Genomic DNA, 23,387 nt, shown 5'->3' on the forward strand with positions numbered 1-23,387 from the left:
TCGTCTCGTCGAAATTCCGCCGACTACCAGCGGTAGTGGGCGAAGGCCTTGTTGGACTCGGCCATCTTGTGGGTGTCCTCGCGCTTCTTCACGCTCGCCCCGAGGCCGTTGCTGGCGTCGAGGAGCTCGTTCATGAGGCGCTCGGTCATGGTCTTCTCGCGGCGTGCACGCGAGTACTGCACCAGCCAGCGGAGGGCCAGCGTGGTGCTGCGCGCGGCGCGGACCTCGACCGGGACCTGGTAGGTCGCGCCACCGACACGGCGGCTGCGGACCTCGAGGGTCGGCTTCACGTTGTCCAGGGCGCGCTTCAGCGTGACGACCGGGTCGTTGCCGGTCTTGTCCTTGCAGCCCTCGAGGGCGCCGTACACGATCGACTGGGCGATCGAGCGCTTGCCGTCGAGGAGCACCTTGTTGATCAGGGCGGTGACCAGCGGCGAGTTGTACACCGGGTCGGCCATGAGCTGGCGGCGGCCAGGAGAACCCTTGCGAGGCATTACTTCTTCTCCTTCTTGGCGCCGTAGCGGGAACGAGCCTGCTTGCGGTTGCGGACGCCCTGGGTGTCGAGCGAGCCGCGGATGATCTTGTAGCGAACGCCGGGGAGGTCCTTCACACGACCACCACGAACCAGCACGATGCTGTGCTCCTGGAGGTTGTGGCCGACGCCGGGGATGTATGCGGTGACCTCGATGCCGTTGGTCAGGCGAACACGCGCGACCTTACGAAGCGCCGAGTTCGGCTTCTTCGGGGTGGTGGTGTAGACGCGGGTGCAGACGCCGCGCCGCTGAGGGCTGCCCTTGAGCGCAGGAGTCTTGGTCTTGGAGACCTTGTCCTGCCGGCCCTTTCGGACCAACTGCTGAATCGTGGGCACTACAACAACTCCGTTTCGTGCCTTGGCCGGTGAATCGTGAACATGCTTATTCGCAGGTACTGCCGGTGTCATGACCTGCTGGTTTTCCCTCTCCGCCGACCCACGCGGTCGGGCGTGTCGCGCTCTGGTGGCGCAACACCCCGGACCTGGAAATCGGGAACCAGGGGCACACGGCGCGCTTCGCTGGCAAGCTGCGCGCACGCGTGTTGGGCCCATGAACCCATGGGCACGAAAGAGAAGACTACCCAGCCGGTAGCGACACGTCAAAACGGTCGCGAGTACGGGTCGTCGGGATTCGCACCTTGAGTCCCGCGGCCCGCCTTCAAACGCAGGCCGTGATTGAGTCCGTGTCAACTATACCGCGCGAACAGAGGTGAAAAAGCCGGAAGCCCGGCCGGGGCCGGGCTTCCGTGATGAACCTCTGGTGACTAGCGGCCGTACTGGCCGAAGTCGTACTCCTCCAGCGGGACGGCCTCGCCGCTGCCCGAACCGAAGGTGTAGTCGGCCGCGGAGCCGTCGTAGCCGCCGACCGTGTACATCGCGGCCTTGGCCTCCTCGGTCGGCTCGACCCGGATGTTGCGGTACTGGGGCATGCCCGTACCGGCCGGGATGAGCTTACCGATGATGACGTTCTCCTTGAGGCCGAGCAGGCTGTCGGACTTGGCGTGGATCGCCGCGTCGGTCAGCACCCGGGTCGTCTCCTGGAAGGACGCCGCCGACAACCACGACTCGGTGGCGAGCGAGGCCTTGGTGATGCCCATCAGGACCGGACGGCCGGAGGCCGGCTGCCCGCCCTCGGCGACGCACTCACGGTTCATGCGCTCGAACCGAGGACGCTCGACCAGCTCACCGGGCAGCATCTCGGTGTCGCCCGACTCCAGCACGTTCACGCGCTTGAGCATCTGCCGGACGATGACCTCGATGTGCTTGTCGTGGATCGACACACCCTGCGACCGGTAGACCTGCTGCACCTCTTCGACGAGGTGGAGCTGGACCTGGCGCGGGCCCAGGATGCGCAGCACCTCGTTGGGGTTGCGGGCACCGGCGATGAGCTGGTGGCCCACCTCGATGTGCTGCCCCTCGGAGACCTGCAGCCGCGACCGCATGGAGACCGGGTAGGCGATCTCCTCGGCGCCGTCGTCGGGCGTGATGACGATCTTGCGGGTCTTGTCGGTCTCGTCGATGCGAACCCGGCCGGTGACCTCGGAGATCGGCGCCACACCCTTGGGGATGCGGGCCTCGAAGAGCTCCTGGACACGCGGCAGACCGTGGGTGATGTCGGCGCCCGCCACACCACCGGTGTGGAAGGTCCGCATCGTCAGCTGGGTGCCGGGCTCACCGATCGACTGGGCGGCGATGATGCCGACCGCCTCGCCGACGTCGACGAGCTTGCCGGTGGCCAGCGACCGGCCGTAGCAGGTGGCGCAGACACCGATCTTGGCCTCGCACACCAGCGTGCTGCGGGTGCGGACCGTCTCGATGCCCGCCTCGACCAGCGCGGTGACGGTGATGTCGTTGATGTCGGTGCCGACCGCGGCGACGAGCTTGCCGTCGACCTCGACGTCCTCGGCGAGGATCCGGCCGTGCACGTTGGACTCGGCGTTCTCCGCCTTGACCAGGTTGCCCGACGCGTCGCGCTCACCGACGTGCAGCGGGACCGCACGGTCGGTGCCGCAGTCGATCTCGCGCACGATGACGTCCTGCGCGACGTCCACCAGACGACGGGTCAGGTAACCCGAGTCGGCGGTACGCAGCGCGGTGTCGGCCAGACCCTTCCGCTGACCGTGGGTGGAGATGAAGTACTCCAGCACCGACAGGCCCTCGCGGAAGGAGGACTTGATCGGACGCGGGATCGTCTCACCCTTGGTGTTGGACACCAGGCCGCGGATGCCGGCGATCTGACGGACCTGCATGAGGTTTCCTCGGGCGCCCGACTGGACCATCATCCAGATGGGGTTGGTCTTGCCGAAGGCGTCCTGCATGTCCTGGGTCACGTCGCTCGTGGCCTTGGTCCAGATCTCGATGAGCTCCTGACGGCGCTCCTCGTCGGTGATCAGACCGCGGTCGTACTCGCGCTGGACCTTGTCGGCCTGCTTCTCGTACGACTCCATGATCGTGCCCTTGTTCGGGGGCGCGATGACGTCGTCGATCGAGATGGTCACACCGGCGCGGGTGGCCCAGTAGAAGCCGGCGTCCTTGAGCGCGTCGAGCGCGTTGGCGACCTCGACCTTGGGGTAGGTCTCGGCCAGCTCGTTCACGATCGCGGACAACTGCTTCTTGCCGACCTGGTAGTTCACGAACGGGTAGTTCGCGGGCAGCGTGTTGTTGAACAGGCAGCGGCCGAGCGTGGTCTCCAGGCGCAGCGGGTCGCCGGCCTCCCAGCCCTCGGGCGCCTCCCAGCCACGCGGCGGGGCGACGTCCTTGAGCCGGACCTGGATCTTCGCCTGCAGGTCGAGCTCGTGGCGGTCGAAGGCCATGAGGGCCTCGGAGACCGACGCGAACACCCGGCCCTCACCCTCGGCCTCGTCGGCCTGGGTGGTGAGCGAGTAGAGGCCGATGACCATGTCCTGGGTGGGCATCGTCACGGGCTTGCCGTCGGCGGGCTTCAGGATGTTGTTGGTCGACAACATCAGGATGCGCGCCTCGGCCTGGGCCTCGGCCGACAGCGGCAGGTGCACGGCCATCTGGTCGCCGTCGAAGTCGGCGTTGAACGCCGTGCAGACGAGCGGGTGGATCTGGATGGCCTTGCCCTCGACGAGCTGCGGCTCGAAGGCCTGGATGCCCAGGCGGTGGAGCGTCGGAGCGCGGTTCAGCAGCACGGGGTGCTCGGTGATGACCTCTTCGAGCACGTCCCACACGACCGGGCGGGCCCGCTCGACCATGCGCTTGGCGCTCTTGATGTTCTGCGCGTGGTTCAGGTCGACCAGGCGCTTCATCACGAACGGCTTGAACAGCTCCAGCGCCATCTGCTTGGGCAGACCGCACTGGTGCAGCTTGAGCTGCGGGCCGACGACGATGACCGAACGGCCGGAGTAGTCGACTCGCTTGCCCAGCAGGTTCTGGCGGAACCGGCCCTGCTTGCCCTTCAGCATGTCGCTGAGGGACTTCAGCGGACGGTTGCCGGGGCCCGTGACCGGGCGACCGCGACGGCCGTTGTCGAACAGCGCGTCGACGGCCTCCTGGAGCATGCGCTTCTCGTTGTTGACGATGATCTCGGGCGCGCCGAGGTCGAGAAGCCGCTTGAGGCGGTTGTTCCGGTTGATCACTCGCCGGTAGAGGTCGTTCAGGTCGGAGGTGGCGAAGCGGCCACCGTCGAGCTGGACCATCGGCCGCAGGTCCGGCGGGATCACCGGGATGCAGTCGAGCACCATGCCCGCGGGCGAGTTGCGGGTGTTCAGGAACGCCGCCACGACCTTGAGCCGCTTGAGGGCGCGGGCCTTCTTCTGGCCCTTGCCGCTGCGGATCGTCTCGCGGAGGTTCTCTGCCTCCTGGTCGAGGTCGAAGCTCTGCAGCCGCTCCTGGATCGCCTGCGCGCCCATGCCGCCGCGGAAGTAGCGGCCGAACCGGTCGCGCATCTCGCGGTAGAGCAGCTCGTCGCCCTCGAGGTCCTGGACCTTGAGGTTCTTGAAGCGGCTCCAGACCTCCTCAAGCCGATCGAGCTCACGCTGCGCCCGGTCGCGGAGCTGACGCATCTCGCGGTCGGCGCCCTCGCGCACCTTGCGGCGCTGGTCGCCCTTGGCCCCGGCGGCCTCCAGCTCGGCCAGGTCGGCTTCGAGCTTCTTCTGCCGGGCCTCGATGTCGGCGTCACGGCGCTGCTCGACGTGCTGACGCTCGACCGAGATCTTGGCCTCGAGCGAGGACAGGTCGCGGTCGCGCATCTCGGTGTCGACATGCGTGATCATGTACGCCGCGAAGTAGATGACCTTCTCCAGGTCCTTCGGGGCGAGGTCGAGCAGGTAGCCCAGCCGCGAGGGAACACCCTTGAAGTACCAGATGTGGGTGACCGGGGCGGCCAGCTCGATGTGGCCCATCCGCTCACGACGCACCTTGGCACGGGTCACCTCGACGCCGCAGCGCTCACAGATGATGCCCTTGAAGCGCACGCGCTTGTACTTGCCGCAGTAGCACTCCCAGTCCCGGGTCGGACCGAAGATCTTCTCGCAGAAGAGTCCGTCCTTTTCGGGCTTGAGGGTCCGGTAGTTGATCGTCTCCGGCTTCTTGACCTCGCCGTGAGACCACTGACGGATGTCGTCGGCGGTCGCGAGGCCGATTCGGAGCTCGTCGAAGAAGTTGACGTCCAGCATGTGCTATCTCCCCCTCAGACTTCTTCCACGCTGCTCGGCTCGCGCCGGGACAGATCGATACCGAGCTCCTCCGCCGCGCGGAAGACGTCCTCGTCGGTGTCCCGCATCTCGATGGACATGCCGTCGCTGGAGAGCACCTCGACGTTCAGGCACAGCGACTGCATTTCCTTGATGAGGACCTTGAAGGACTCGGGGATGCCGGGCTCGGGGATGTTCTCGCCCTTGACGATGGCCTCGTAGACCTTGACTCGGCCGAGGACGTCGTCGGACTTGATGGTCAGCAGTTCCTGGAGGGCGTAGGCGGCGCCGTAGGCCTCCAGCGCCCACACCTCCATCTCACCGAAGCGCTGGCCACCGAACTGCGCCTTACCACCCAGCGGCTGCTGCGTGATCATGGAGTAGGGGCCGGTCGACCGAGCGTGGATCTTGTCGTCGACCAGGTGGAGCAGCTTCAGGATGTAGATGTAGCCGACCGAGATCGGGTGCGGGAACGGCTCGCCGGAGCGGCCGTCGAAGAGCCGGGCCTTGCCGTTCTCCTGGACCATCCGCGAACCGTCACGGTTCTTCAGGGTGCTGTTGAGGAGGCCGACGATCTCCTCCTCGTGGGCGCCGTCGAACACCGGCGTCGCGACCTTGGTCCAGGGCTTGACCTCGCCCATCTCCTTCTCGCGCAGCCGCTCGGCCCACGCCTCCTCGATGCCGGAGACGTCCCAGCCTCTGGCGGCGATCCACCCGAGGTGTGTCTCCAGCACCTGGCCGACGTTCATTCGGCCGGGCACGCCCAGCGGGTTGAGGACGATGTCGACCGGGGTGCCGTCTTCCAGGAACGGCATGTCCTCGACCGGAAGGATCTTGGAGATGACGCCCTTGTTGCCGTGGCGGCCGGCCAGCTTGTCGCCGTCGGTGATCTTACGCTTCTGGGCCACGTAGACGCGGACCAGCTCGTTGACGCCGGGGGGGAGCTCGTCGCCCTCCTCGCGGCTGAACACGCGGACGCCGATGACCTTGCCCGACTCACCGTGGGGAACCTTCAGCGAGGTGTCGCGCACTTCGCGCGCCTTCTCACCGAAGATCGCGCGCAGCAGGCGCTCCTCGGGGGTCAGCTCGGTCTCGCCCTTGGGGGTGACCTTTCCGACGAGGATGTCACCCGTGACCACTTCGGCGCCGATCCGGATGATGCCCCGCTCGTCGAGGTCGGCCAGGACCTCCTCGGAGACGTTCGGGATGTCCCGAGTGATCTCCTCCGGGCCGAGCTTGGTGTCGCGGGCGTCGACCTCGTGCTCCTCGATGTGGATCGAGGACAGGACGTCGTCCTGCACGAGGCGCTGCGACAGGATGATCGCGTCCTCGTAGTTGTGGCCCTCCCACGGCATGAACGCCACGAGCAGGTTCTTGCCGAGCGCCATCTCACCGGTGTCGGTGCAGGGGCCGTCGGCGATGACCTGACCCGACTCCACCCGGTCGCCCTCGGCGACGATGGGCTTCTGGTTGAAGCAGGTGCCCTGGTTGGACCGCTTGAACTTGGCGACACGGTAGGTGGTGCGGGTGCCGTCGTCGTTCATCACGGTGACGTAGTCGGCGGAGACCTCCTCGACGACACCGGCCTTCTCGGCGCTGATGACGTCGCCGGCGTCGGTCGCCGCGCGGTATTCCATGCCGGTGCCGACGAGCGGAGCCTCGCTCTTCAGCAGGGGCACCGACTGGCGCTGCATGTTCGAACCCATGAGCGCGCGGTTGGCGTCGTCGTGCTCCAGGAAGGGGATCATGGCGGTCGCGACCGACACCATCTGGCGCGGCGAGACGTCCATGTAGTCGACCTCGGACGGGTGCACGGCCTCGAACTCGCCGCCCTTACGACGGGCGAGCACGCGGTCTTCGGCGAAGCTGCCGTCGGTGTTCAGGCGCGTGTTGGCCTGGGCCACGACGTGGCGGTCTTCGACGTCTGCCGTCAGGTAGTCGACCTGGTCGCTGACCTTGCCGTCGACGACCTTCCGGTAGGGCGTCTCGACGAACCCGAAGGAGTTGATCCGGCCGAACGACGCGAGCGAGCCGATCAGACCGATGTTGGGGCCTTCGGGCGTCTCGATCGGGCACATGCGGCCGTAGTGGGACGGGTGCACGTCACGGACCTCGAAGCCGGCCCGCTCACGCGACAGACCACCGGGACCGAGCGCCGACAGACGGCGCTTGTGGGTCAGCCCCGCGAGGGGGTTGGTCTGGTCCATGAACTGCGAGAGCTGCGAGGTGCCGAAGAACTCCTTGATCGACGCCACGACCGGGCGGATGTTGATCAGGGTCTGCGGCGTGATCGCCTCGACGTCCTGGGTCGTCATGCGCTCGCGCACGACGCGCTCCATGCGGGCCAGGCCCAGGCGGACCTGGTTCTGGATCAGCTCGCCGACGGTGCGCAGGCGGCGGTTGCCGAAGTGGTCGATGTCGTCGATCTCGACGATGACCGAGCCGTTCTCGCCCATCGACTCCTCGCCGGCGTGGAGCCGGACGATGTATTCGATGGCGGCGACGACGTCGTCTTCGGTGAGGGTGCCCTGCGTGATCTCGGAGTCGCAGCCGAGCTTCTTATTGATCTTGTAACGGCCGACCTTCGCGAGGTCGTACCGCTTGGGGTTGAAGTAGAGGTTCTCGAGCAGCGCCTGCGCGGACTCCTTGGTCGGGGGCTCGCCCGGACGCAGCTTGCGGTAGATGTCGAGCAGCGCGTCGTCCTGGCCGGAGGTGTGGTCCTTCTCCAGGGTGGCGCGCATCGACTCGTACTGGCCGAAGCGCTCCAGGATCTGGTCGGTCGTCCAGCCGAGCGCCTTGAGCAGGACCGTGACGGCCTGCTTGCGCTTGCGGTCGATGCGGACGCCGACGCTGTCACGCTTGTCGATCTCGAACTCGAGCCAGGCGCCCCGCGACGGGATGACCTTGGCGCCGTAGAGGTCCTTGTCGGACGTCTTGTCGACGGTGCGCTCGAAGTAGACACCGGGCGAACGGACGAGCTGGGACACCACGACACGCTCGGTGCCGTTGATGATGAAGGTGCCCTTCGAGGTCATGAGCGGGAAGTCGCCCATGAACACGGTCTGGCTCTTGATCTCACCGGTGGTGTTGTTGATGAACTCCGCCGTGACGAACATCGGGGCGGAGTAGGTCATGTCCTTGTCCTTGCACTCGTCGACCGAGTACTTGGGCGGCTCGAACCGGTGATCGCGGAACGAGAGGGACATGGTGCCGGAGAAGTCCTCGATGGGACTGATCTCCTCGAAGATCTCCTCGAGACCCGACTGGGCCGGCACATCGCGGCGGCCCGCCTGGCGGGCCGCCTCGACCCGGGCCTTCCACTTCTCGTTGCCGAGCAACCAGTCGAAGGACTCGGTCTGCAGAGCTAGTAGATCAGGAACTTCCAGAGGCTCCTGGATACGTGCGAACGACACGGTGCGGGGACCGGCGGGTACGGCGGAGGCGTTGCGCGAGGCTGCCAACAGATGTCCTTCCGAGGGCTCGCGGACTGACTACACGCACGCCAGACGACCAAGGAAAGCGAGGTTACTCAGAGAAACGGTCGTCAAAGGGCAGCGCAAAGGGGCAGTGTAGCCGATGGGCATACACCTGTCCACTCCGCTCTCGCTCTGCGCTCCACGTTGCTGGCAGCATCACCCGTCTGGGCTCAAACGTCAAGCCCGAGAGACGACATTTCGGCTAACCAATGGCCAGCACGCTGGGTTTTTCCCTTCCGTGAGACGACCGCCGGTTGTGAAGCCCTATCGACAACCCGCCGAGCCCAGTCGATACCCTGGACCCGAGTCCGCTAACGCTCTGTCACACGGAAGGCCCAACGATGACCGTTGATCGACCTTCCAACGCCCTGGACATTCCCTAGGCCTCTCAAACCAAAACCCAAACGTGACCAACAATTGGGTCTCGCGGCTCAGCGGATGGGCGTGTTGCCGATCAACGTCGAGAGCCCGGACACGAGCCAGCGACCGTCCGTAACCACCATGACCAGGCGCGCTCTGTTCTGTACGACCTCCGCCGGACCCTCTGTCCGACTTGTGGTGGTGTTCAGGAAAACCAGCACTTTGACCCGTTCGGGACTGGCCTCCTCGACCGCCACGGCGGCCACCGTCGCCTGCTGCACCTTCTGCTGCCGGCGCACCTCCGGGACGAACGTGCCCGCCAGGTTGGCGTAGTGCTCGGCCAGCGGGCCGGTGGCGTGGCCGCGCGCCCGCGCGAGATCGGCCTCGATGGTCCGGTGATCGTAGGAGAGCATGTCGGCGGCGTACGCGCGCGCCGCCTGCGCCGCCTCCGAAGCCGCCGACGAGGTGTCCTGCACCCGTTTCAGGTCCAGATAGAGCCGCCCGAGCCCGCCCAGCGCCAGCACGGCCAGCACGACGAGCAGGGAGGTCAGCCGCAGAGCACGCTGGACGACGGCCATCACGACACCAGCTCCGCGTTCGCGACCAGCCAGCGGCCGCTCTCCTTGGCCAGATCCATGCGCCAGCGGTAGAAGCGCTCCTCGGGCTCGTCGTCCTTGCGGCCGGTGAAGTCGACGAGGACGTCGGCCACCACGAGCACCTGCGCGCGGGTCCCCTCGGCGTTCATGGACGCCAGCCCGGCGCCCCTGAGCACCCCCGTCTGGAGCACCTTGTCCTTCATCACGGTCTCGCGGGTGGCCGCCTGGTCGCGCTCGTAGCGGGCCCGGGTCTCCCCCGTCGACGTCGACATCACGCCGCGGAAGGCGGTGTCGAAGGTGCGGTGGTCGAGCGACATCAGGCTGACGGCGTGGGTGGAGGCGGCCGCGACGGCGGCGGCCTCGTCGGCCTCGCGGGCCAGGGCCGAGGCCCTGAGCGTCCACACCCAACCGGCGGCCGCGCCGAGCAGCAGGACCAGGGCCAGCAGGGCCAGGTTGAGACGGCGGGGTGCCTCACGGCGGATCCTGGCCACGGGCGGATTGTACGTGGCCTCACCGGAGCGGCGGCTCGAACGGATCAAACGGATCTGGGAACCGGCCTTCGGGCGTACCGAAAAGTGCTTGTGAAACGCCGGAAGCGGCCCGCCCAGGCACCTGGGGCAGACCGCTTCGCGGGTGAAGCCACTTACTTGACGGTGACCTTGGCGCCGGCGCCCTCAAGGGCGGCCTTGGCCTTCTCCGCCTGCTCCTTGTTGACCTTGCCGTCGAAGACCGCCTTCGGAGCGCCGTCGACCAGGTCCTTGGCCTCCTTCAGGCCCAGGCTGGTAAGCGCGCGGATCTCCTTGATGACCTGGATCTTCTTGTCGCCGGCAGCCTCGAGGATGACGTCGAACTCGTCCTGCTCCTCGGCCTCTTCGGCCGGAGCGGCGCCGCCGGGGCCGGCGACGGCCACGGCCGCGACCGGGGCGGCGGCCTTGACGTCGAAGGTCTCCTCGAACAGCTTCACGAAGTCGGACAGCTCAAGGAGGGTCATCTCCTTGAAAGCGTCGAGCAGCTCGTCGGTGCTGAGCTTCGCCATGATGGTTCCTCCATAAGGATCGTGCTGAATAACGTGAAAAGGGACCGCGGTGTGCGTTTCCCCCCGCTCGCGCGGACCTGCTTACTCTCCGGACTCCTCGCGCTTCGCGCGCAGAGCCTCGGCCAGACGAGCCATCTGCGTGGGCAGCGCGGCGAAGGTGGCGGCAGCCGTGGACTGCTTGGCCTTCAGGGCGCCGGCCAGCTTCGCGAGGAGCACCTCACGGGACTCGAGGTCAGCGAGCTTGGAGATCTCGGCGGGCGTCATCGACTTGCCGTCGACGACACCACCCTTGATCACCAGAAGGGGGTTGGCCTTGGCGAACTCACGCAGACCCTTGGCGGCCTCCACCACGTCGCCCTTGACGAACGCGATCGCGGTCGGGCCGTAGAGCAGGTCGTCGAGGGCAGTGATCCCGGCGTTGTTCGCCGCGATCTTGGCCAGCGTGTTCTTCGCCACGGCGAACTTCGCATGCCCACCGAGAGAGATGCGCAGCTGCTTGAGCTGGGCGACGGTGAGCCCGCGGTATTCGGTCAGAACGGCGGCGCTGCTGCCATCGAACTCAGCCTTGAGTTCGTCGACCGCGCCGGCCTTCTCCGCCTTCGCCATGGGCCTCCTTCCAGATGTCGCCGCCGGAAGGGATGAAGGCCCCAAGAAAACGGACGAGCCCCGGGCGCAGGGCGCACGGGGCTCTCAGCAAGCTCCACAGAAGGCTTGTCAGAGGCTCTCAGTCACACCTGCGCGGGTCGCCCACAAACGTGGGACCTTCGGTCACCGGGATAGGCACCCGGAGACAACCGGCGGTCTTTGGCAGGACTAAGAGTACGGTGTCAAGCCCGCAACACCAAATCAGCCGCCCACGGGCATGTTCTTGGGCAGCTCGCCGACCTGGTCGGCGGCCGGAGCGGCGATCTGGAGCTGCTCGTTGAACGACTTGAAGAGCAGGGTGGCCGAGAAGCTGGCACCACTCTCGGCGCCGTTGATGCCGATCTTGCGCGGCAGCCCGTCGGCGTCGATCCAGGCGTCGAACTTCACGTTCTTCAGAGCCGAGAGCTGCCCCTTGACCCGCTCCTGGGTCTCCTTCGGCAGCAGCAGCACGGCCGCGTCGACGGGGAAGCTGCCCGAGTAGTGGGTGGTGTCGACGCCGTTCACCGACTCGGTGCCGACGGCCTTGACGTCCTTGGACGCGGTCAGCAGCGTGACGCTGGTCTTCAGGTCGATCTGCTGGGCCTGGTCGAGGAACTGCCCGGCGGCCTCCGCACCGCCGACCTGCTTCAGGTCGACCTTCACCCACGGCTTGTCGGTGCCGATGAGGGTCTTCAGCATGTCCATCTTCACGTAGGCGACCTCGTCGGCCAGGATCACCCGCAGCCCGCCGGGAACGGTCTGACCGCCGAAGGACACCTGGCTGAGGGTCACGTCGGAGGCGAGGGTGGGCTTCTGCTGGAACAGCATGCTGCCCTGGACGTTGCCCTTCTGGCCCTTGGGGTCGGCGAAGTCGAGCACGATGTCGGCGCTGTAGGAGTCGATCGACTCGGCCTTCTGCGCCGTCTGCTGAATGGCCTCGGCGGCGGAGAGCTTGACGTCCCCCAGCGGCTGGGCAGTCGTGGTCCCGCAACCGGCCACCGCCAGGGCGGCGACGACCCCGGCGGCCACTAAGAATCTGCGCATCTTGTCAATCCCTTCGTCGGCCCGAGCCTACGTGGGGCCGTTCTGGCGCGCGTTCCTGTCCTCAGGATCCGCACAGAAAAGACACAACCGTTCAAAGAAGATCTCAGTGATCCCCTTTCCTGATTCACCGGCGTCAGCCCCGGCAGGCCGAGCTCTTAAGTCGCCTCCACAGGCGTTTGGCGGCTCCGGGGAACTACCCGGCGACGTCTGATCTAGACCGCACGCCACTCGGTTGCGTCCACGGAGGTGGTGTACGAGTTTCCGCTGGTAGCAGGCGTGGCGTTCGGAAAGCCCAGCTTCCTGCCTTTGCGCCTGCCGCCCCTGGAGTCGAAGAAGTTCTTGAAGCCGACGGCCCGCAGCCGACACGCTTCCTTCGGCACCCGAGAGGACAATCCCTCGTCTGTGAACCACGGGAACAGTTGCGGGTGGGCGGCACGCCACAGCCGCTCAAGGGCGGGAGCAGACCATGGAACCGGCGTCTGAAGTTCGTCTGGGATCCCGTAGGACTTTTCTGCATCACGCTGGGCGAGCGCGGCCTTGACCTTCTCCAGGCAGAAATTCTCCACGACCCGCGACAACCCGGCGTGCTGGGCAAGACGGGCACCCTGTTCGGGAGTTGGCGCGAGTTCGATCCGATACCCCTGCCGGACTGCGGTCATTCGGAAACCTGCACCCAATGACGATCACACATGAGAGAGGAGGACGCAGGTCGTTCGGTCAACAGAAACAGCCCCCGTCCGGACACCGGACGAGGGCTGATCGGACCTGAATGGATCAGGCGTCGAGTTCGGCGGTCACCCCGCGGGTGACGTTGGGGTCGACCGGGATGCCGGGGCCCATCGACGTCGCGAAGGTGACCTTCTTGAGGTAGCGGCCCTTGGCGGCCGACGGCTTGAGACGCAGCACCTCGTCGAGGGCGGCGGCGTAGTTCTCGAGGAGCTGACGCTCGTCGAAGGACGCCTTGCCGATGATGAAGTGGAGGTTCGCGTGACGGTCCACGCGGAACTCGATCTTGCCGCCCTTGATGTCGGTGACGGCCTTGCCGACGGCCGGGGTGACGGTGCCGGTCTTCGGGTTGGGCATGAGGCCACGGGGACCGAGCACGCGGCCCAGGCGGCCGACCTTGCCCATGAGGTCGGGGGTGGCCACGACCGCGTCGAAGTCGAGGCGGCCCTTGGCGACCTCGTCGATCAGCTCGTCGGCGCCCACGATGTCGGCGCCGGCGGCACGCGCCTCCTCGGCACGGTCACCGGTCGCGAAGACCAGGACCCGGGCGGTCTTACCGGTGCCGTGCGGGAGGTTGACGGTGCCGCGGACCATCTGGTCGGCCTTGCGCGGGTCGACGCCCAGACGCAGGGCGACCTCGACAGTGGCGTCGAACTTGGTGCTCGCGGTCTTCTTCGCCAGGCGGACCCCGTCGAGGGGGGCCAGCAGGGCGTCGCGGTCGACCTGAGCGGCCGCGTTCTTCCAGCTCTTGCTGCGCTTCACTGCGATCTCTCCTGAGAGGGAGTTCGTGGTGCGGGCCGCGCTCGGCCCTCCCACTGGTTTGTCGATGGTGACCGGTCGCTCGATCGGTCATGAGCCGCCATGAGGCCGGCTGTACTACTCGGCGATCGTGATGCCCATGGAGCGGGCGGTGCCGGCGATGATGCGCTCGGCCATCTCGATGTCGTTGGCGTTCAGGTCGGGCATCTTCTGCTCGGCGATGGCGCGGAGCTGCTCCTTGGAGAGCTGGCCGACCTTGGTCTTCAGCGGGTTGTTCGAGCCGCTCTTCAGACCGAGGGCCTTCTTGATCAGCTCGGGCGCCGGGGGCGTCTTGGTGACGAACTGGAAGGTGCGGTCTTCGAAGATGGTGATCTCGACGGGGATGATGTTGCCCCGCTGGGACTCCGTCGCAGCGTTGTACTGCTTGACGAACTCCATGATGTTGACGCCGTGGGGACCGAGGGCGGTACCGACCGGCGGGGCGGGGGTGGCCTGGCCAGCGGGAAGCTGGACCTTCACCAACGCCGCGATCTTCTTCTTGGGAGGCATGACTCTCTCCGGGTCCTGTTTGGGTGATGCGTTCCCCCGGCGAATCGGAGGGGGAACATGTCGGCGAGCCGCCCTTCGCGAAGGAGCGGCTCGACCGAACGTCTAATTGTAGGCGACCGCCTCAGATCTTCGAGACCTGGTTGAACGACAGCTCAACGGGGGTCTCGCGACCGAAGATCGACACCAGCACCTTGAGCTTCTGCGACTCGGGGCTGATCTCGCTCACCGAGGCCGGGAGCGTCGCGAACGGGCCGTCCATGACGGTGACCGATTCGCCGATCTCGAACTCGACGGTCGAGGCGGCCGACTTGGTGGCGGCCTTCTTGACCTCTTCGGTCGGCTCAGGCGCCAGCAGCTTGGCGACCTCGTCGAGGTTCAGCGGGCTGGGCTTGTTGGACAGGCCGACGAACCCGGTGACGCCCGGGGTGTTGCGGACCGCGGCCCACGACTCGTCGGTGAGCTCCATGCGGACCAGGACGTAGCCCGGCAGCACGCGCTCCTTGATCGGGGTCTTCTTGCCGCCCTTGAACTCGGTCACCGTGTGGGTCGGCACCTCGACCTGGAAGATGTAGTCCTCCATATTGAGGCTGCCGGTGCGGCTCTCGATGTTCTGCTTCACGCGGTTCTCGTAGCCGGCGTAGGAGTGGATCACATACCACTCGCCGAGCTGGCCGCGGAGCTGGCGCTTGAACTCCTCGACGGGGTCGACGTCGGGGAGGATGTCGCCGTCTTCGTCGACGTTCTCGTCGTCTGAGTCGGCGACGGAAGCCTCAGCCTCGGTGGCCTCGTCGGCTTCCGCAGCGTCGTCAGCGGCCGCGTCGACCTCTTCAACGGCCTCGTCGTCCCACTCGTCGCGGGAGTCGTCGGCCGACAGCGGGGACTCGGACACGATGGCTATTCCTCTTTCCGTCGGGTTTTACTGTGCTGGGCGGGTCAGGAACCGAAGACCGCCAGCACACCCTGCGTCAAAAGGAAGTCTAGTGCGGACACGATTCCGACCATGATCAGGCAGAAAACGAGGACCACGATGGTGTAGTTGATCAGCTCCTTGCGCGTAGGCCAGATGACCTTGCGGAGCTCCGCTACTGCCTGCCGATAGAAAAGGGCAGGGGTGGTGCGCTTGGCCTTCTTCTCGCCACTCGGCTTTTCCGGCTGAGCCGCGGCCTCGCCGCGCGTGTCGATCGCCACAGTCCTCACCTGATCCGTCGTGTCCATCGCAACCGGCGGCTCATACGCCCTTAGTGCGCGGACCGCACTCCGCAGGGCACGAGGGACTCGAACCCCCAACCGCCGGTTTTGGAGACCGGTGCGCTACCAATTGCGCTAGTGCCCTAAGCCGTGCACCACACTACAGGAGAACAGGCGAACTGTTCACCGCCGTTGTGGGCCACTAGACGTGGAAGTGTACGCAGGATCGGTCACTTCGTCGAACCAGTACGGCCGCGCAGGTCAACGGTACCGTCCGCATCGTGGATATGGCCGGGTGGCGGGATACCGGTCTGAAAACATGTGCGCATGAGCCGAATCTCCGCGCGTGTCGCCGCCATCTCCGAGTCAGCCACCCTCGCCGTCGACGCCCGGGCGAAGGCCATGAAGGCCGCCGGCCGGCCCGTGATCGGTTTCGGCGCCGGGGAGCCCGACTTCCCGACGCCCGGCTACATCGTCGAGGCGGCCGTGGCGGCCTGCGCGGAGGACCGGTTCCACAAGTACACGCCGCCGGGCGGGCTGCCGGAGCTGAAGCAGGCCATCGCGGCCAAGACGCTGCGCGACTCCGGGTTCGAGGTCGACGCGGGCCGGGTGCTGGTCACCAACGGCGGCAAGCACGCCGTCTACGCGGCCTTCGCGACCCTGCTCGACCCGGGTGACGAGGTGCTGGTCGTGGCGCCCTACTGGACCACCTACCCCGAGGCGATCAAGCTGGCCGGGGGTGTCCAGGTCGACGTGGTCACCGACGAGGGCAGCGGCTATCTGGCGTCGGTGGAGCAGCTTGAGGCGGCCCGGACCGAGCGGACCAAGGCGCTGCTGTTCGTGTCGCCGTCGAACCCGACCGGGGCCGTCTACTCCCCCGAGCAGGTCGAGGCGATCGGCCGCTGGGCGGTCGAGCACGACCTGTGGGTCGTGACCGACGAGATCTACGAGCATCTCGTGTACGGCTCCGCCACGTTCACCAGCATCGCGACCGCCGTCCCCGAGCTGGCCGACAAGGTCGTGGTGCTGAACGGCGTGGCGAAGACCTACGCGATGACCGGCTGGCGGGTCGGGTGGCTGATCGGCCCCTCCGACGTGGTGAAGGCGGCCACCAACCTCCAGTCCCACTCGACGTCGAACGTGTCGAACGTGGCCCAGGCGGCGGCGCTGGCGGCCGTCTCCGGCGACCTGTCGGCGGTGGCCGAGATGCGGACCGCCTTCGACCGGCGGCGGCGGACGATGGTCCGGATGCTGAACGAGATCCCGGGCGTGGTCTGCCCCGAGCCGTTCGGGGCCTTCTACGTCTATCCCTCGGTCAAGGAGCTGATCGGCAAGGAGATCCGCGGACGCCGCGCGGCGTCGTCGGTCGAGCTGGCCGAGCTCGTGCTGGAGGAGGCCGAGGTCGCGGTGGTCCCGGGCGAGGCGTTCGGCACGCCGGGATACTTCCGGCTCTCCTACGCCCTGGGCGACGACGACCTCGCCGAAGGGGTCACCCGGCTGGGCAAGCTCTTCGGCGAGGCGCGCCAGTAGTCGAGCCCGGCCACGACGGTCTCCAGGCGCACCTCGCCCATGACGGCGACCGTGATCGCGAGGTCGGGCTCGCGGACCCCGGCGGCGGCCAGCGGAGGGATCAGCAGGGCCGCGAGACGGCTGCGCCACCGTCTGCGGCGGACCCGGCGTTCGACGCGTTCGGCCAGGTCAGGTGGGATGGCCAGGTCGGCGGTCTCGGCGGTCATGGCCGCCTTGAGGTCATCCAGCACTGGTCGCCTCCTCGCCCAGCAGGGTGCGCAGGCGGGCCATGGCCTTGGCCGTCTGGCCCGGCTGATGACCGTGTTGACGATGATGCGCCGGACGTAGGGTTCCGGATCGCGATCGTCGATCCGGGACCAGTTGCGGCAGGCCTTCTCCAGGGCGGCCTGCGGCACGTCTTCGGCCTCGTGGACGGACCCGCAGGTGAGGTACGCCGTCCGGAGCAGTGCGGTGCCCCGGGCGGCGACGAGTTCCGCGAATCCCGTCATGCCCTCACATACGCCAGACCGGGCGGGGAGGTTGCCCTACTTCTCGACGCGGATGTGCTCGATCACCTTGGCGATCTCGGCCAGAGCCGTCTTCTCGCCGAGCGAGGCGCTGTAGTCGGGGCTGAACAGGACCTGGACCACCTGGTCACCGGGAAGGTCACGGCTGGCGGTGAGGGTCGAGCCGGCGCCGAAGTCGAGCTTCTCGCCGCCTTCGCCGTAGCTGGAGACCCAGGTGCCGGGGGCGATCTGCTCGCCGTCGCGGCGCAGCAGGTTCTGGTCGACGCCGACGATCACCTGGATGGAGTACATGCCCTCCTCCAGGCCTGCGGTGACGTAGGGCACGGTGGCGGACTTCGGGCCGAAGCCGCCCACGTAGGAGTCGCCGCCCCACTTCACGCCCTCGGGGAGGTAGCCGACGTGGATGCCCATCCAGGTCAGGCCGTCGCCGAGGTCGCCCAGGGTCTCGATCTCCGGCTTGCCGCCCTCGTCCTCCGGAGGGGCCGTCGGGGAGACGGTCGGGGCGGGCACCCACGGGACCTTGATCTGGACGAGCGCCTTCGGGTCGGCGACCTCTCCGGCGGCGGGGCTGGTCTGGATCACCTTCTCGCCCGCGACCACTCCGGCCTGTTCGCTGCCCTCTCCCGGCGTCATGAGCATCGGGGTCAGGCCGGCCTGCTCCAGCAGCAGGTAGGCCTGCTTGGCGTTCATGCCGACCACGTCGGGCACCACGATGCCGGGCACCGCGATCGCGGGCGCCGAGGCGCCGCTCGCCGGTCCGGCGGACGGGGTGGTGTTCGTCAGCACGACGGGGACGGTGATCGCGACGGCGGCGGTCACCAGCACGGCCCCGGCCGTACGGAATCGGACGAGGGAACGGCGACGGCGGCGCCGGACGGCGCCGCCCATCGACGGCGGGGCGTAGACCTCGCCCACCTGGGCGCGCATCGCCTCTTTCAGTGCTTCCTCGACGTTCATGCGGGCACTCCTTCGACCATCGCTTCTCGGATCCTGGCGAGCCCTCGCGCCGCCTGGCTCTTCACCGTGCCGACCGAGCAGCCGAGCAGGCTGGCGGTCTCGGCCTCCGACTGGTCCTCCCAGTAGCGCAGCACCAGGACGGCCCGCATGCGGGCCGGCAGTTTGCGCAGCTCGGCCAGCATCGCTTCGCGAAGACCGAGGTCGGGGCCGTCGACGGGGGTGTCGGGCGGCGCGGCGAAGGTGATCTCCTGGATCACGCGCCGGCGGCGCGAGCGGGTGATGGCGCTGTTGACCACCACCTTCCTGGCGTAGGCCTCCGGGTTGTCGGCCCGGATGCGCGACCAGTGGCGGTAGACCTTCTCCAGCGCGCCCTGCACGAGATCCTCGGCGTCGTGGGCGCTGGCCCCGCAGACGAGGATCGCGGTGCGGAGCAGCGCCGTGCTGCGCGCGGCCACGAACTCGTCGAAGGCCGCTTCGTCTTCATCGGTCATGGGCTCCCCTTTCGCTCGTCCACAACGCGCGAAGCGGGTGAAGGGTTGAGTGCTGTTGCGGCAGGATATGGAGATGCGGCGCCCACTCGACAGACTCCCCAAGGCACATCTCCACCTGCACTTCACCGGATCGATGCGCCATTCGACGCTCATCGAGCTCGCCCGCGAGCAGGGGCTCCACCTGCCCGACGCGCTGGTGCAGGACTGGCCGCCGCAACTGCACGCCACCGACGAGCGCGGCTGGTTCCGGTTCCAGCGGCTCTACGACATCGCCCGGTCGGTGCTGCGGCGGCCCTCCGACGTCTACCGGCTGGTCCGCGAGGCGGCCGAGGACGAGGCCCGTGAGGGCTCGCGGTGGCTGGAGATCCAGGTCGACCCGTCGGGTTACGCCTCGAAGTTCGGCGGGCTGACCGAGACGCTGGAGCTGGCGCTCGACGCGGCCCGGCTGGCGTCCGAGGCGACCGGGGTCGGGGTCGCGGTGATCGTGGCGGCCAACCGCACCCGCCACCCGCTCGACGCCCGCACCCTCGCCCGGCTGGCCGCGCAGTACGCCGGGAAGGGCGTGGTCGGTTTCGGGTTGTCCAACGACGAGCGGCGCGGCCGGGCGCGCGACTTCGACGCGGCGTTCCGGATCGCGAAGCGCGCCGGGCTGCTGGCGGTGCCGCACGGCGGCGAGTTGCTGGGCGCGGCCTCGGTCGCCGAGTGCGTCGACGACCTCGGGGCCGACCGGGTCGGTCACGGGGTGCGCGCCGCCGAGAGTGCCCGGCTGATGGAGCGGCTGGCCGACCGGCAGATCACCTGCGAGGTCTGCCCGCTCTCCAACGTGGGTCTGGGGGTGGCGCGGGGTCCGGAGGACGTACCGCTGAGAAGGCTTTTCGAGGCCGGGGTGCCGATCGCGCTGGGCGCCGACGACCCGCTCCTGTTCGGCGCCCGGCTGCTGTCGCAGTATGAGCTGGCCAGGGATGTCTACGGCTTCTCCGACGCCGAGCTGGCGGAGCTGGCCCGCCAGTCGATCCGGTCGTCGACGGCCCCGGAGCCGGTCCGGAAGGAGATCATCGCCGACATCGACGCCTGGCTAGCGAACTGATCCGGCGATCCGGACCGCCTCCTGCATCGTCGGGGCGCCTTCCAGGCGGAGCCCGACGCGGCCGTGCTGCCAGATGAGGGTGGGGCCGGCCAGGCGGAGCGAGACCGGCGCCCCGCCTCCCACGGGCAGATATTCGACGCCGTGCTGCTGCGGGATCCAGACGCCCGGGCCGGCGCCGAGCCAGACCTGCTGCGGGAACGGCTCGCCGAGTTCCTTGTGCCAGACCTCGCGCAACGACCCGTCGTACTGGTCGAGGCGGATCCCGTCCCAGTACATGCTGACGACCTGACCGCCGTCGGCCACCCTTACCTGGTCGGGTTCGCCGAGCGCGGCCGGGACCACCAGCGGGAAGGCCACCGCCGCGCGCGCCTCGGCCAGGGCGGCGCCCGTCTCCGACGGGAGCGGCGAGGGGGAGCCCGACGGGAGCGGCGCGGAGCCGCCGACCTCGATCTCGACCCCGGCGAAGCGCAACACCCCGGCGACCGCCGCGCGGCCCTGCGGGGTCGCGGCGACCAGCACGACCAGAACGGCGGCCACGACCGCGACCAGCCGTTTCGTGGTGAAGCGGCGCTTGGGCGCGGGCTCGTGGAAGGCGGCCAGCACGCGACCGGCCATCGCCGTCGGCGGCGGCGGCACGTGGAGCGACTCGCCCAGAGCGCGGAGTTCGGCCTCGAAGGGGTCGTCAGAGGAGTTCACGGTCCACCTCCTCCCTCAGCCGCCGCAGCCCCCGGTGGGTGCGGCTCTTCACCGACCCGATCGGGCAGTCGAGGACCTCGGCCGTCTCCGCTTCGGACAACTGCAGGAAATACCGGCAGACCACCGCTTCGCGTTCCCGATCAGGCAGCGCCCGGACCGCCGCGAGCAACCGCGCCGACCGGTCGCCCGCCACCGCCGAGTCCTGTGGATCGGCCGGGCCGTCGGCCTGCCGCACCGCCTCCAGCCGGACCGACAGATCGGCCCGGCGTCCGCGCGACCGGGTCGCGTTGTGGGTCTCGTTGGCCACGATGCGCAGCAACCAGGGCCGGAAGGCCGAATCGCGGCGGAACGACCTCAGATGACGATAGGCCTTGACGAACGCCTCCTGAACCACGTCCTCGGCCTCGTTCCCCGCGCCGAGCAGGAACGCGGTGCGGTGGGCTATCGCGGTGTACCGGGTGACGAGCGCCTCGTAGGCGGTCAGGTCACCGGCGAGCGAACGGCCGACCGCTTCGTCGTCGGTCAGAGGGGGAGGGTCATCGGCATTCATCGGCGGGATGATTCCACCGCATCGCTCCGGAATTGGGAAGACCGCCCAAGGCGTAGCCGACGCCGCCGTCGAGGGACAGGCGCCGGCCTTCGGCGTAGGCGTCGAGGTAGTCGCGTTCGCCGAGCACCCGGCGGGCGCGCCGCTCGGTGCGGCCGCGTGACTCGACGAAGCCGGGCGGGGCGAAGTGGGCCGACCCCAGCTCGGCCCACAACCGCTCCCCCACGCCCAGCAGGCGGGCCGCGCGGACGGCGTCGCCCATCGCGACGGCGCACGCGGCGAGGCGTTCGACGGCCATCGCGCCGCCCATCACGTCGCCCAGCCGCCAGATCGTGCGCAGGGAGGTGCGGGCGTAACGGTCGGCGGTGGCGGCGTCGCCCCGGCCGAGTTCGGCGGCGGCCCTGATCTGGTCGCCCATCGAGCGCGACCACTCTTCGCCGAGCGCCTCGCAGGCGGCCCGCTGGCCCTCCAGGACGATCACCGCCTCGTCGGGGTCGCCCCGGCCGATCAGGGCCAGCGCGAGCAGCGCCATCGCCGACAGGCGGGCGACGTAGCGGCCGCCCACCCGGTCGAGGTGGTCGATGGCCTCCTCGGCGAGCAGGCGTACGGCGTCGAAGTCGCCCTGGAAGAGCGCCAGGCCGGCCGCGCCGGTGCAGGCGTGGCCGATGGCGGCCGGGTCGTCCTGGGCGAGGGCGGCCTCGCGGGCCTGCGTGAGGCGGATGGCCATCTGGTCGCGGTCGCCCTGGGCGAAGGCGACGAAGGCGGCGGCCCACAGGGCGCGGGTGCGCTGCGGACTGTCCGCGGTGTTACGTTCCAAGGCCCGGTCGAGGTAGTGGCGGCCCTCGCGGGCGTGCCCGAGGCAGTACCAGACGAACCACAGGCGGCCCACCAGGTCGAGGCCGATCGGGCTGGCGATGCTCCGGTCGAGGGCCAGGCGCAGGTTCGGCATCTCGCCGCGTGCCCAGTCAGACCACGACGCCTGGTTGGGGCCGCACCAGTCGGCCTCGGCACGGCGGGCCAGGGAGACGTAGTGGTCGCGGTGGCGGAGCATCAGGTGCTCCTCCTCGCCGAGTTCGCGCAGCCACTCGCGGCCGTAGACGCGGACCGTCTCCAGCATGTGGAACCGGTCGCCGATCGAGCAGACGACCGACTTGTCGGCCAGTCTGGCCAGCGTGCCGGGCACGTTGGGCAGCCGGTCGTCGCCGCAGACGTACTGGGCCGCCTCGGTCTCGAACGACCCGGCGAACACCGACAACCGGGCCCAGAGCAACCGTTCGTCGGGGGTGCACAGTTCGTGGCTCCAGCCGACCGACGTCCGCAGCGCGGTGTGCCGGCCGGTGCGGCCCGGGTGGCCGGAGAGCAGCGCGAACCGGTCGTCGAGCCGGTCGGCCAGCTCTTTGGGGGTCATCGAGCGCAACCGCCGGGCGGCCAGTTCGATGGCCAGCGGCAGGCCCTCCATCTGATGGCAGAGCTGGGCGGCCTCCTCGGTGGAGGTGAAGCCGGGGACGACGGCGGCGGCGCGTTCGGCGAACAGGCGCAGGGCGTCGGTCTCGACGAGCGGGCGGACCCGGTAGACACGTTCGGCCGGATGGCCGAGCGGCTGGCGGCCGGTGACCAGGAAGCGGACGCCGGGCGCCTTCGCCAGCACCTGGCCGACCAGGGCGCGGGCGGGCCCGACGAGGTGTTCGACGGTGTCGAGCACGATCAGCATCCGGCTGTCGGCGAGGTGCGCGGCCAGCACCTCGCCCTGGGGCCGGACCGACTGTTCCGGAAGGCCGAGCGCAGCGGAGACCGCGTGGGCGAGCAGATCGCCGTTGCGCTCGGCGGCCAATTCGGCCACCCGGACCGGCTCCAGGTGAACCCTGGCGTGTTGTGCCGCCGCACGGAATGCCAGACGCGTCTTCCCCACGCCGCCCGGACCGGCGAGCGTCACCACCGACGACTCGGTGATCAGTCGGCCGACCTCGGACAACTCCGCGTCTCGCCCGACGAAGGTACTGGTTTCCGCCGGAAGGTTCACGGCCG

At 68.5% G+C, this 23,387-nt stretch carries 22 protein-coding genes and 1 tRNA gene; 2 read left to right on the forward strand and 21 right to left on the reverse strand.

All coding sequences use genetic code 11. The features are described 5' to 3' along the window. Positions 1 to 23: 23 nt before the first annotated feature. The 15 genes from rpsG to AW273_RS03675 all read right to left on the reverse strand — a co-directional run bounded on the left by rpsG (position 24) and on the right by AW273_RS03675 (position 15,693). Positions 24 to 494, reverse strand: a complete 471-nt coding sequence (gene rpsG, locus AW273_RS03610; protein ID WP_030451505.1) for a 30S ribosomal protein S7 — start codon at positions 492 to 494, stop codon at positions 24 to 26. Then, positions 494 to 868: a 30S ribosomal protein S12 gene (rpsL, locus tag AW273_RS03615; protein ID WP_030451506.1), complete on the reverse strand. Its 375-nt coding sequence runs from the start codon at positions 866 to 868 to the stop codon at positions 494 to 496. The genes rpsG and rpsL overlap by 1 nt, the downstream gene beginning before the upstream one ends. Before the next feature lie 428 nt (positions 869 to 1,296). Next, the gene (locus AW273_RS03620) at positions 1,297 to 5,172 is read right to left on the reverse strand and encodes a DNA-directed RNA polymerase subunit beta' (RefSeq protein WP_062345054.1); all 3,876 of its coding nucleotides are present in this window, start codon (positions 5,170 to 5,172) and stop codon (positions 1,297 to 1,299) included. A gap of 14 nt (positions 5,173 to 5,186) precedes the next feature. Continuing rightward, positions 5,187 to 8,651 (reverse strand): DNA-directed RNA polymerase subunit beta, encoded by a 3,465-nt coding sequence (gene rpoB / locus AW273_RS03625; protein WP_062345056.1) that lies wholly within the window; start codon positions 8,649 to 8,651, stop codon positions 5,187 to 5,189. Between the two features lie 446 nt (positions 8,652 to 9,097). Further along, positions 9,098 to 9,604 carry an Rv1363c family protein gene (locus AW273_RS03630; RefSeq protein WP_062345058.1) on the reverse strand — a complete coding sequence of 169 codons (507 nt, stop codon included), beginning with the start codon at positions 9,602 to 9,604 and terminating at the stop codon, positions 9,098 to 9,100. Further along, on the reverse strand, positions 9,604 to 10,113 hold the full coding sequence (locus tag AW273_RS03635; RefSeq protein WP_062345066.1) for an Rv1363c family protein: 510 nt from the start codon (positions 10,111 to 10,113) through the stop codon (positions 9,604 to 9,606). Before AW273_RS03635 ends, AW273_RS03630 begins: the two co-directional genes overlap by 1 nt. A gap of 152 nt (positions 10,114 to 10,265) precedes the next feature. Then, on the reverse strand, positions 10,266 to 10,658 hold the full coding sequence (gene rplL / locus AW273_RS03640; protein WP_062345068.1) for a 50S ribosomal protein L7/L12: 393 nt from the start codon (positions 10,656 to 10,658) through the stop codon (positions 10,266 to 10,268). An 81-nt stretch (positions 10,659 to 10,739) separates the two neighbouring features. Beyond that, positions 10,740 to 11,264: a 50S ribosomal protein L10 gene (gene rplJ / locus AW273_RS03645; RefSeq protein ID WP_062345070.1), complete on the reverse strand. Its 525-nt coding sequence runs from the start codon at positions 11,262 to 11,264 to the stop codon at positions 10,740 to 10,742. Between the two features lie 240 nt (positions 11,265 to 11,504). Continuing rightward, positions 11,505 to 12,326 carry an SCO4651 family lipoprotein gene (locus AW273_RS03650; RefSeq protein ID WP_062345072.1) on the reverse strand — a complete coding sequence of 274 codons (822 nt, stop codon included), beginning with the start codon at positions 12,324 to 12,326 and terminating at the stop codon, positions 11,505 to 11,507. Between the two features lie 212 nt (positions 12,327 to 12,538). Then, complete coding sequence (locus AW273_RS35965) at positions 12,539 to 12,985, reverse strand: helix-turn-helix domain-containing protein (RefSeq protein ID WP_232327048.1); 447 nt, start codon at positions 12,983 to 12,985, stop codon at positions 12,539 to 12,541. 115 nt (positions 12,986 to 13,100) lie between these two features. After that, positions 13,101 to 13,814: a 50S ribosomal protein L1 gene (rplA, locus tag AW273_RS03655; protein ID WP_062345074.1), complete on the reverse strand. Its 714-nt coding sequence runs from the start codon at positions 13,812 to 13,814 to the stop codon at positions 13,101 to 13,103. 114 nt (positions 13,815 to 13,928) lie between these two features. Beyond that, positions 13,929 to 14,360: a 50S ribosomal protein L11 gene (gene rplK, locus AW273_RS03660; protein ID WP_030451515.1), complete on the reverse strand. Its 432-nt coding sequence runs from the start codon at positions 14,358 to 14,360 to the stop codon at positions 13,929 to 13,931. A 121-nt stretch (positions 14,361 to 14,481) separates the two neighbouring features. Next, positions 14,482 to 15,249, reverse strand: a complete 768-nt coding sequence (gene nusG / locus AW273_RS03665) for a transcription termination/antitermination protein NusG (protein ID WP_062345076.1) — start codon at positions 15,247 to 15,249, stop codon at positions 14,482 to 14,484. 44 nt (positions 15,250 to 15,293) lie between these two features. Then, the gene (gene secE, locus AW273_RS03670; RefSeq protein WP_030451517.1) at positions 15,294 to 15,548 is read right to left on the reverse strand and encodes a preprotein translocase subunit SecE; all 255 of its coding nucleotides are present in this window, start codon (positions 15,546 to 15,548) and stop codon (positions 15,294 to 15,296) included. 72 nt (positions 15,549 to 15,620) lie between these two features. Next, a tRNA-Trp gene (locus AW273_RS03675) sits at positions 15,621 to 15,693 on the reverse strand. Positions 15,694 to 15,875: 182 nt separating this feature from the next. On the opposite strand from AW273_RS03675, the gene AW273_RS03680 reads away from it, so the two are divergent. Further along, entirely contained in the window at positions 15,876 to 17,078 is a 1,203-nt protein-coding gene (locus AW273_RS03680; RefSeq protein ID WP_062345078.1) for a pyridoxal phosphate-dependent aminotransferase, read from the forward strand. Here the strand turns inward: AW273_RS03680 and AW273_RS03685 are convergent. Genes AW273_RS03685 through AW273_RS03695 form a run of 3 tightly spaced genes read right to left on the reverse strand, consistent with a single transcriptional unit; the run spans position 17,003 to position 19,032 of the window. Then, positions 17,003 to 17,566, reverse strand: a complete 564-nt coding sequence (locus tag AW273_RS03685; RefSeq protein WP_062345080.1) for a sigma factor — start codon at positions 17,564 to 17,566, stop codon at positions 17,003 to 17,005. The two genes, AW273_RS03680 and AW273_RS03685, sit on opposite strands and share 76 nt — an antisense overlap. 36 nt (positions 17,567 to 17,602) lie before the next feature. Further along, positions 17,603 to 18,541 (reverse strand): PASTA domain-containing protein, encoded by a 939-nt coding sequence (locus AW273_RS03690; RefSeq protein ID WP_062345082.1) that lies wholly within the window; start codon positions 18,539 to 18,541, stop codon positions 17,603 to 17,605. Next, a complete protein-coding gene (locus tag AW273_RS03695; RefSeq protein WP_062345084.1) occupies positions 18,538 to 19,032 on the reverse strand; it encodes a SigE family RNA polymerase sigma factor in 495 nt (164 codons plus the stop codon). Before AW273_RS03695 ends, AW273_RS03690 begins: the two co-directional genes overlap by 4 nt. A 73-nt stretch (positions 19,033 to 19,105) precedes the next feature. Between AW273_RS03695 and AW273_RS03700 the strand changes: the two genes are divergently transcribed. After that, positions 19,106 to 20,119, forward strand: a complete 1,014-nt coding sequence (locus AW273_RS03700) for an adenosine deaminase (protein ID WP_062345452.1) — start codon at positions 19,106 to 19,108, stop codon at positions 20,117 to 20,119. Here the strand turns inward: AW273_RS03700 and AW273_RS03705 are convergent. The 3 genes from AW273_RS03705 to AW273_RS03715 are packed head-to-tail and all read right to left on the reverse strand — an operon-like array spanning position 20,108 to position 23,382. Then, positions 20,108 to 20,815, reverse strand: a complete 708-nt coding sequence (locus AW273_RS03705) for a hypothetical protein (protein WP_062345086.1) — start codon at positions 20,813 to 20,815, stop codon at positions 20,108 to 20,110. The two genes, AW273_RS03700 and AW273_RS03705, sit on opposite strands and share 12 nt — an antisense overlap. Further along, positions 20,802 to 21,365, reverse strand: a complete 564-nt coding sequence (locus tag AW273_RS03710) for an RNA polymerase sigma factor (protein ID WP_062345088.1) — start codon at positions 21,363 to 21,365, stop codon at positions 20,802 to 20,804. The genes AW273_RS03705 and AW273_RS03710 overlap by 14 nt, the downstream gene beginning before the upstream one ends. Then, a complete protein-coding gene (locus AW273_RS03715; protein ID WP_157555538.1) occupies positions 21,352 to 23,382 on the reverse strand; it encodes an ATP-binding protein in 2,031 nt (676 codons plus the stop codon). The genes AW273_RS03710 and AW273_RS03715 overlap by 14 nt, the downstream gene beginning before the upstream one ends. Between the last annotated feature and the right edge of the window lie 5 nt (positions 23,383 to 23,387).

This window comes from Herbidospora yilanensis (assembly GCF_001570565.1).
Taxonomy (GTDB): Bacteria; Actinomycetota; Actinomycetes; order Streptosporangiales; family Streptosporangiaceae; genus Herbidospora; species Herbidospora yilanensis.

Excerpts from the sequence above, each read along its gene's own strand:
- rpsG (WP_030451505.1), bottom strand. The coding sequence starts at position 494 with ATGCCTCGCAAGGGTTCTCCTGGCCGCCGCCAGCTCATGGCCGACCCG.
- AW273_RS03620 (WP_062345054.1), bottom strand. The coding sequence starts at position 5,172 with ATGCTGGACGTCAACTTCTTCGACGAGCTCCGAATCGGCCTCGCGACC.
- AW273_RS03630 (WP_062345058.1), bottom strand. The coding sequence starts at position 9,604 with ATGGCCGTCGTCCAGCGTGCTCTGCGGCTGACCTCCCTGCTCGTCGTG.
- rplL (WP_062345068.1), bottom strand. The coding sequence starts at position 10,658 with ATGGCGAAGCTCAGCACCGACGAGCTGCTCGACGCTTTCAAGGAGATG.
- rplJ (WP_062345070.1), bottom strand. The coding sequence starts at position 11,264 with ATGGCGAAGGCGGAGAAGGCCGGCGCGGTCGACGAACTCAAGGCTGAG.
- AW273_RS03650 (WP_062345072.1), bottom strand. The coding sequence starts at position 12,326 with ATGCGCAGATTCTTAGTGGCCGCCGGGGTCGTCGCCGCCCTGGCGGTG.
- AW273_RS35965 (WP_232327048.1), bottom strand. The coding sequence starts at position 12,985 with ATGACCGCAGTCCGGCAGGGGTATCGGATCGAACTCGCGCCAACTCCC.
- rplK (WP_030451515.1), bottom strand. The coding sequence starts at position 14,360 with ATGCCTCCCAAGAAGAAGATCGCGGCGTTGGTGAAGGTCCAGCTTCCC.
- AW273_RS03680 (WP_062345078.1), top strand. The coding sequence starts at position 15,876 with ATGAGCCGAATCTCCGCGCGTGTCGCCGCCATCTCCGAGTCAGCCACC.
- AW273_RS03685 (WP_062345080.1), bottom strand. The coding sequence starts at position 17,566 with ATGACGGGATTCGCGGAACTCGTCGCCGCCCGGGGCACCGCACTGCTC.
- AW273_RS03690 (WP_062345082.1), bottom strand. The coding sequence starts at position 18,541 with ATGAACGTCGAGGAAGCACTGAAAGAGGCGATGCGCGCCCAGGTGGGC.
- AW273_RS03695 (WP_062345084.1), bottom strand. The coding sequence starts at position 19,032 with ATGACCGATGAAGACGAAGCGGCCTTCGACGAGTTCGTGGCCGCGCGC.
- AW273_RS03700 (WP_062345452.1), top strand. The coding sequence starts at position 19,106 with ATGCGGCGCCCACTCGACAGACTCCCCAAGGCACATCTCCACCTGCAC.
- AW273_RS03710 (WP_062345088.1), bottom strand. The coding sequence starts at position 21,365 with ATGAATGCCGATGACCCTCCCCCTCTGACCGACGACGAAGCGGTCGGC.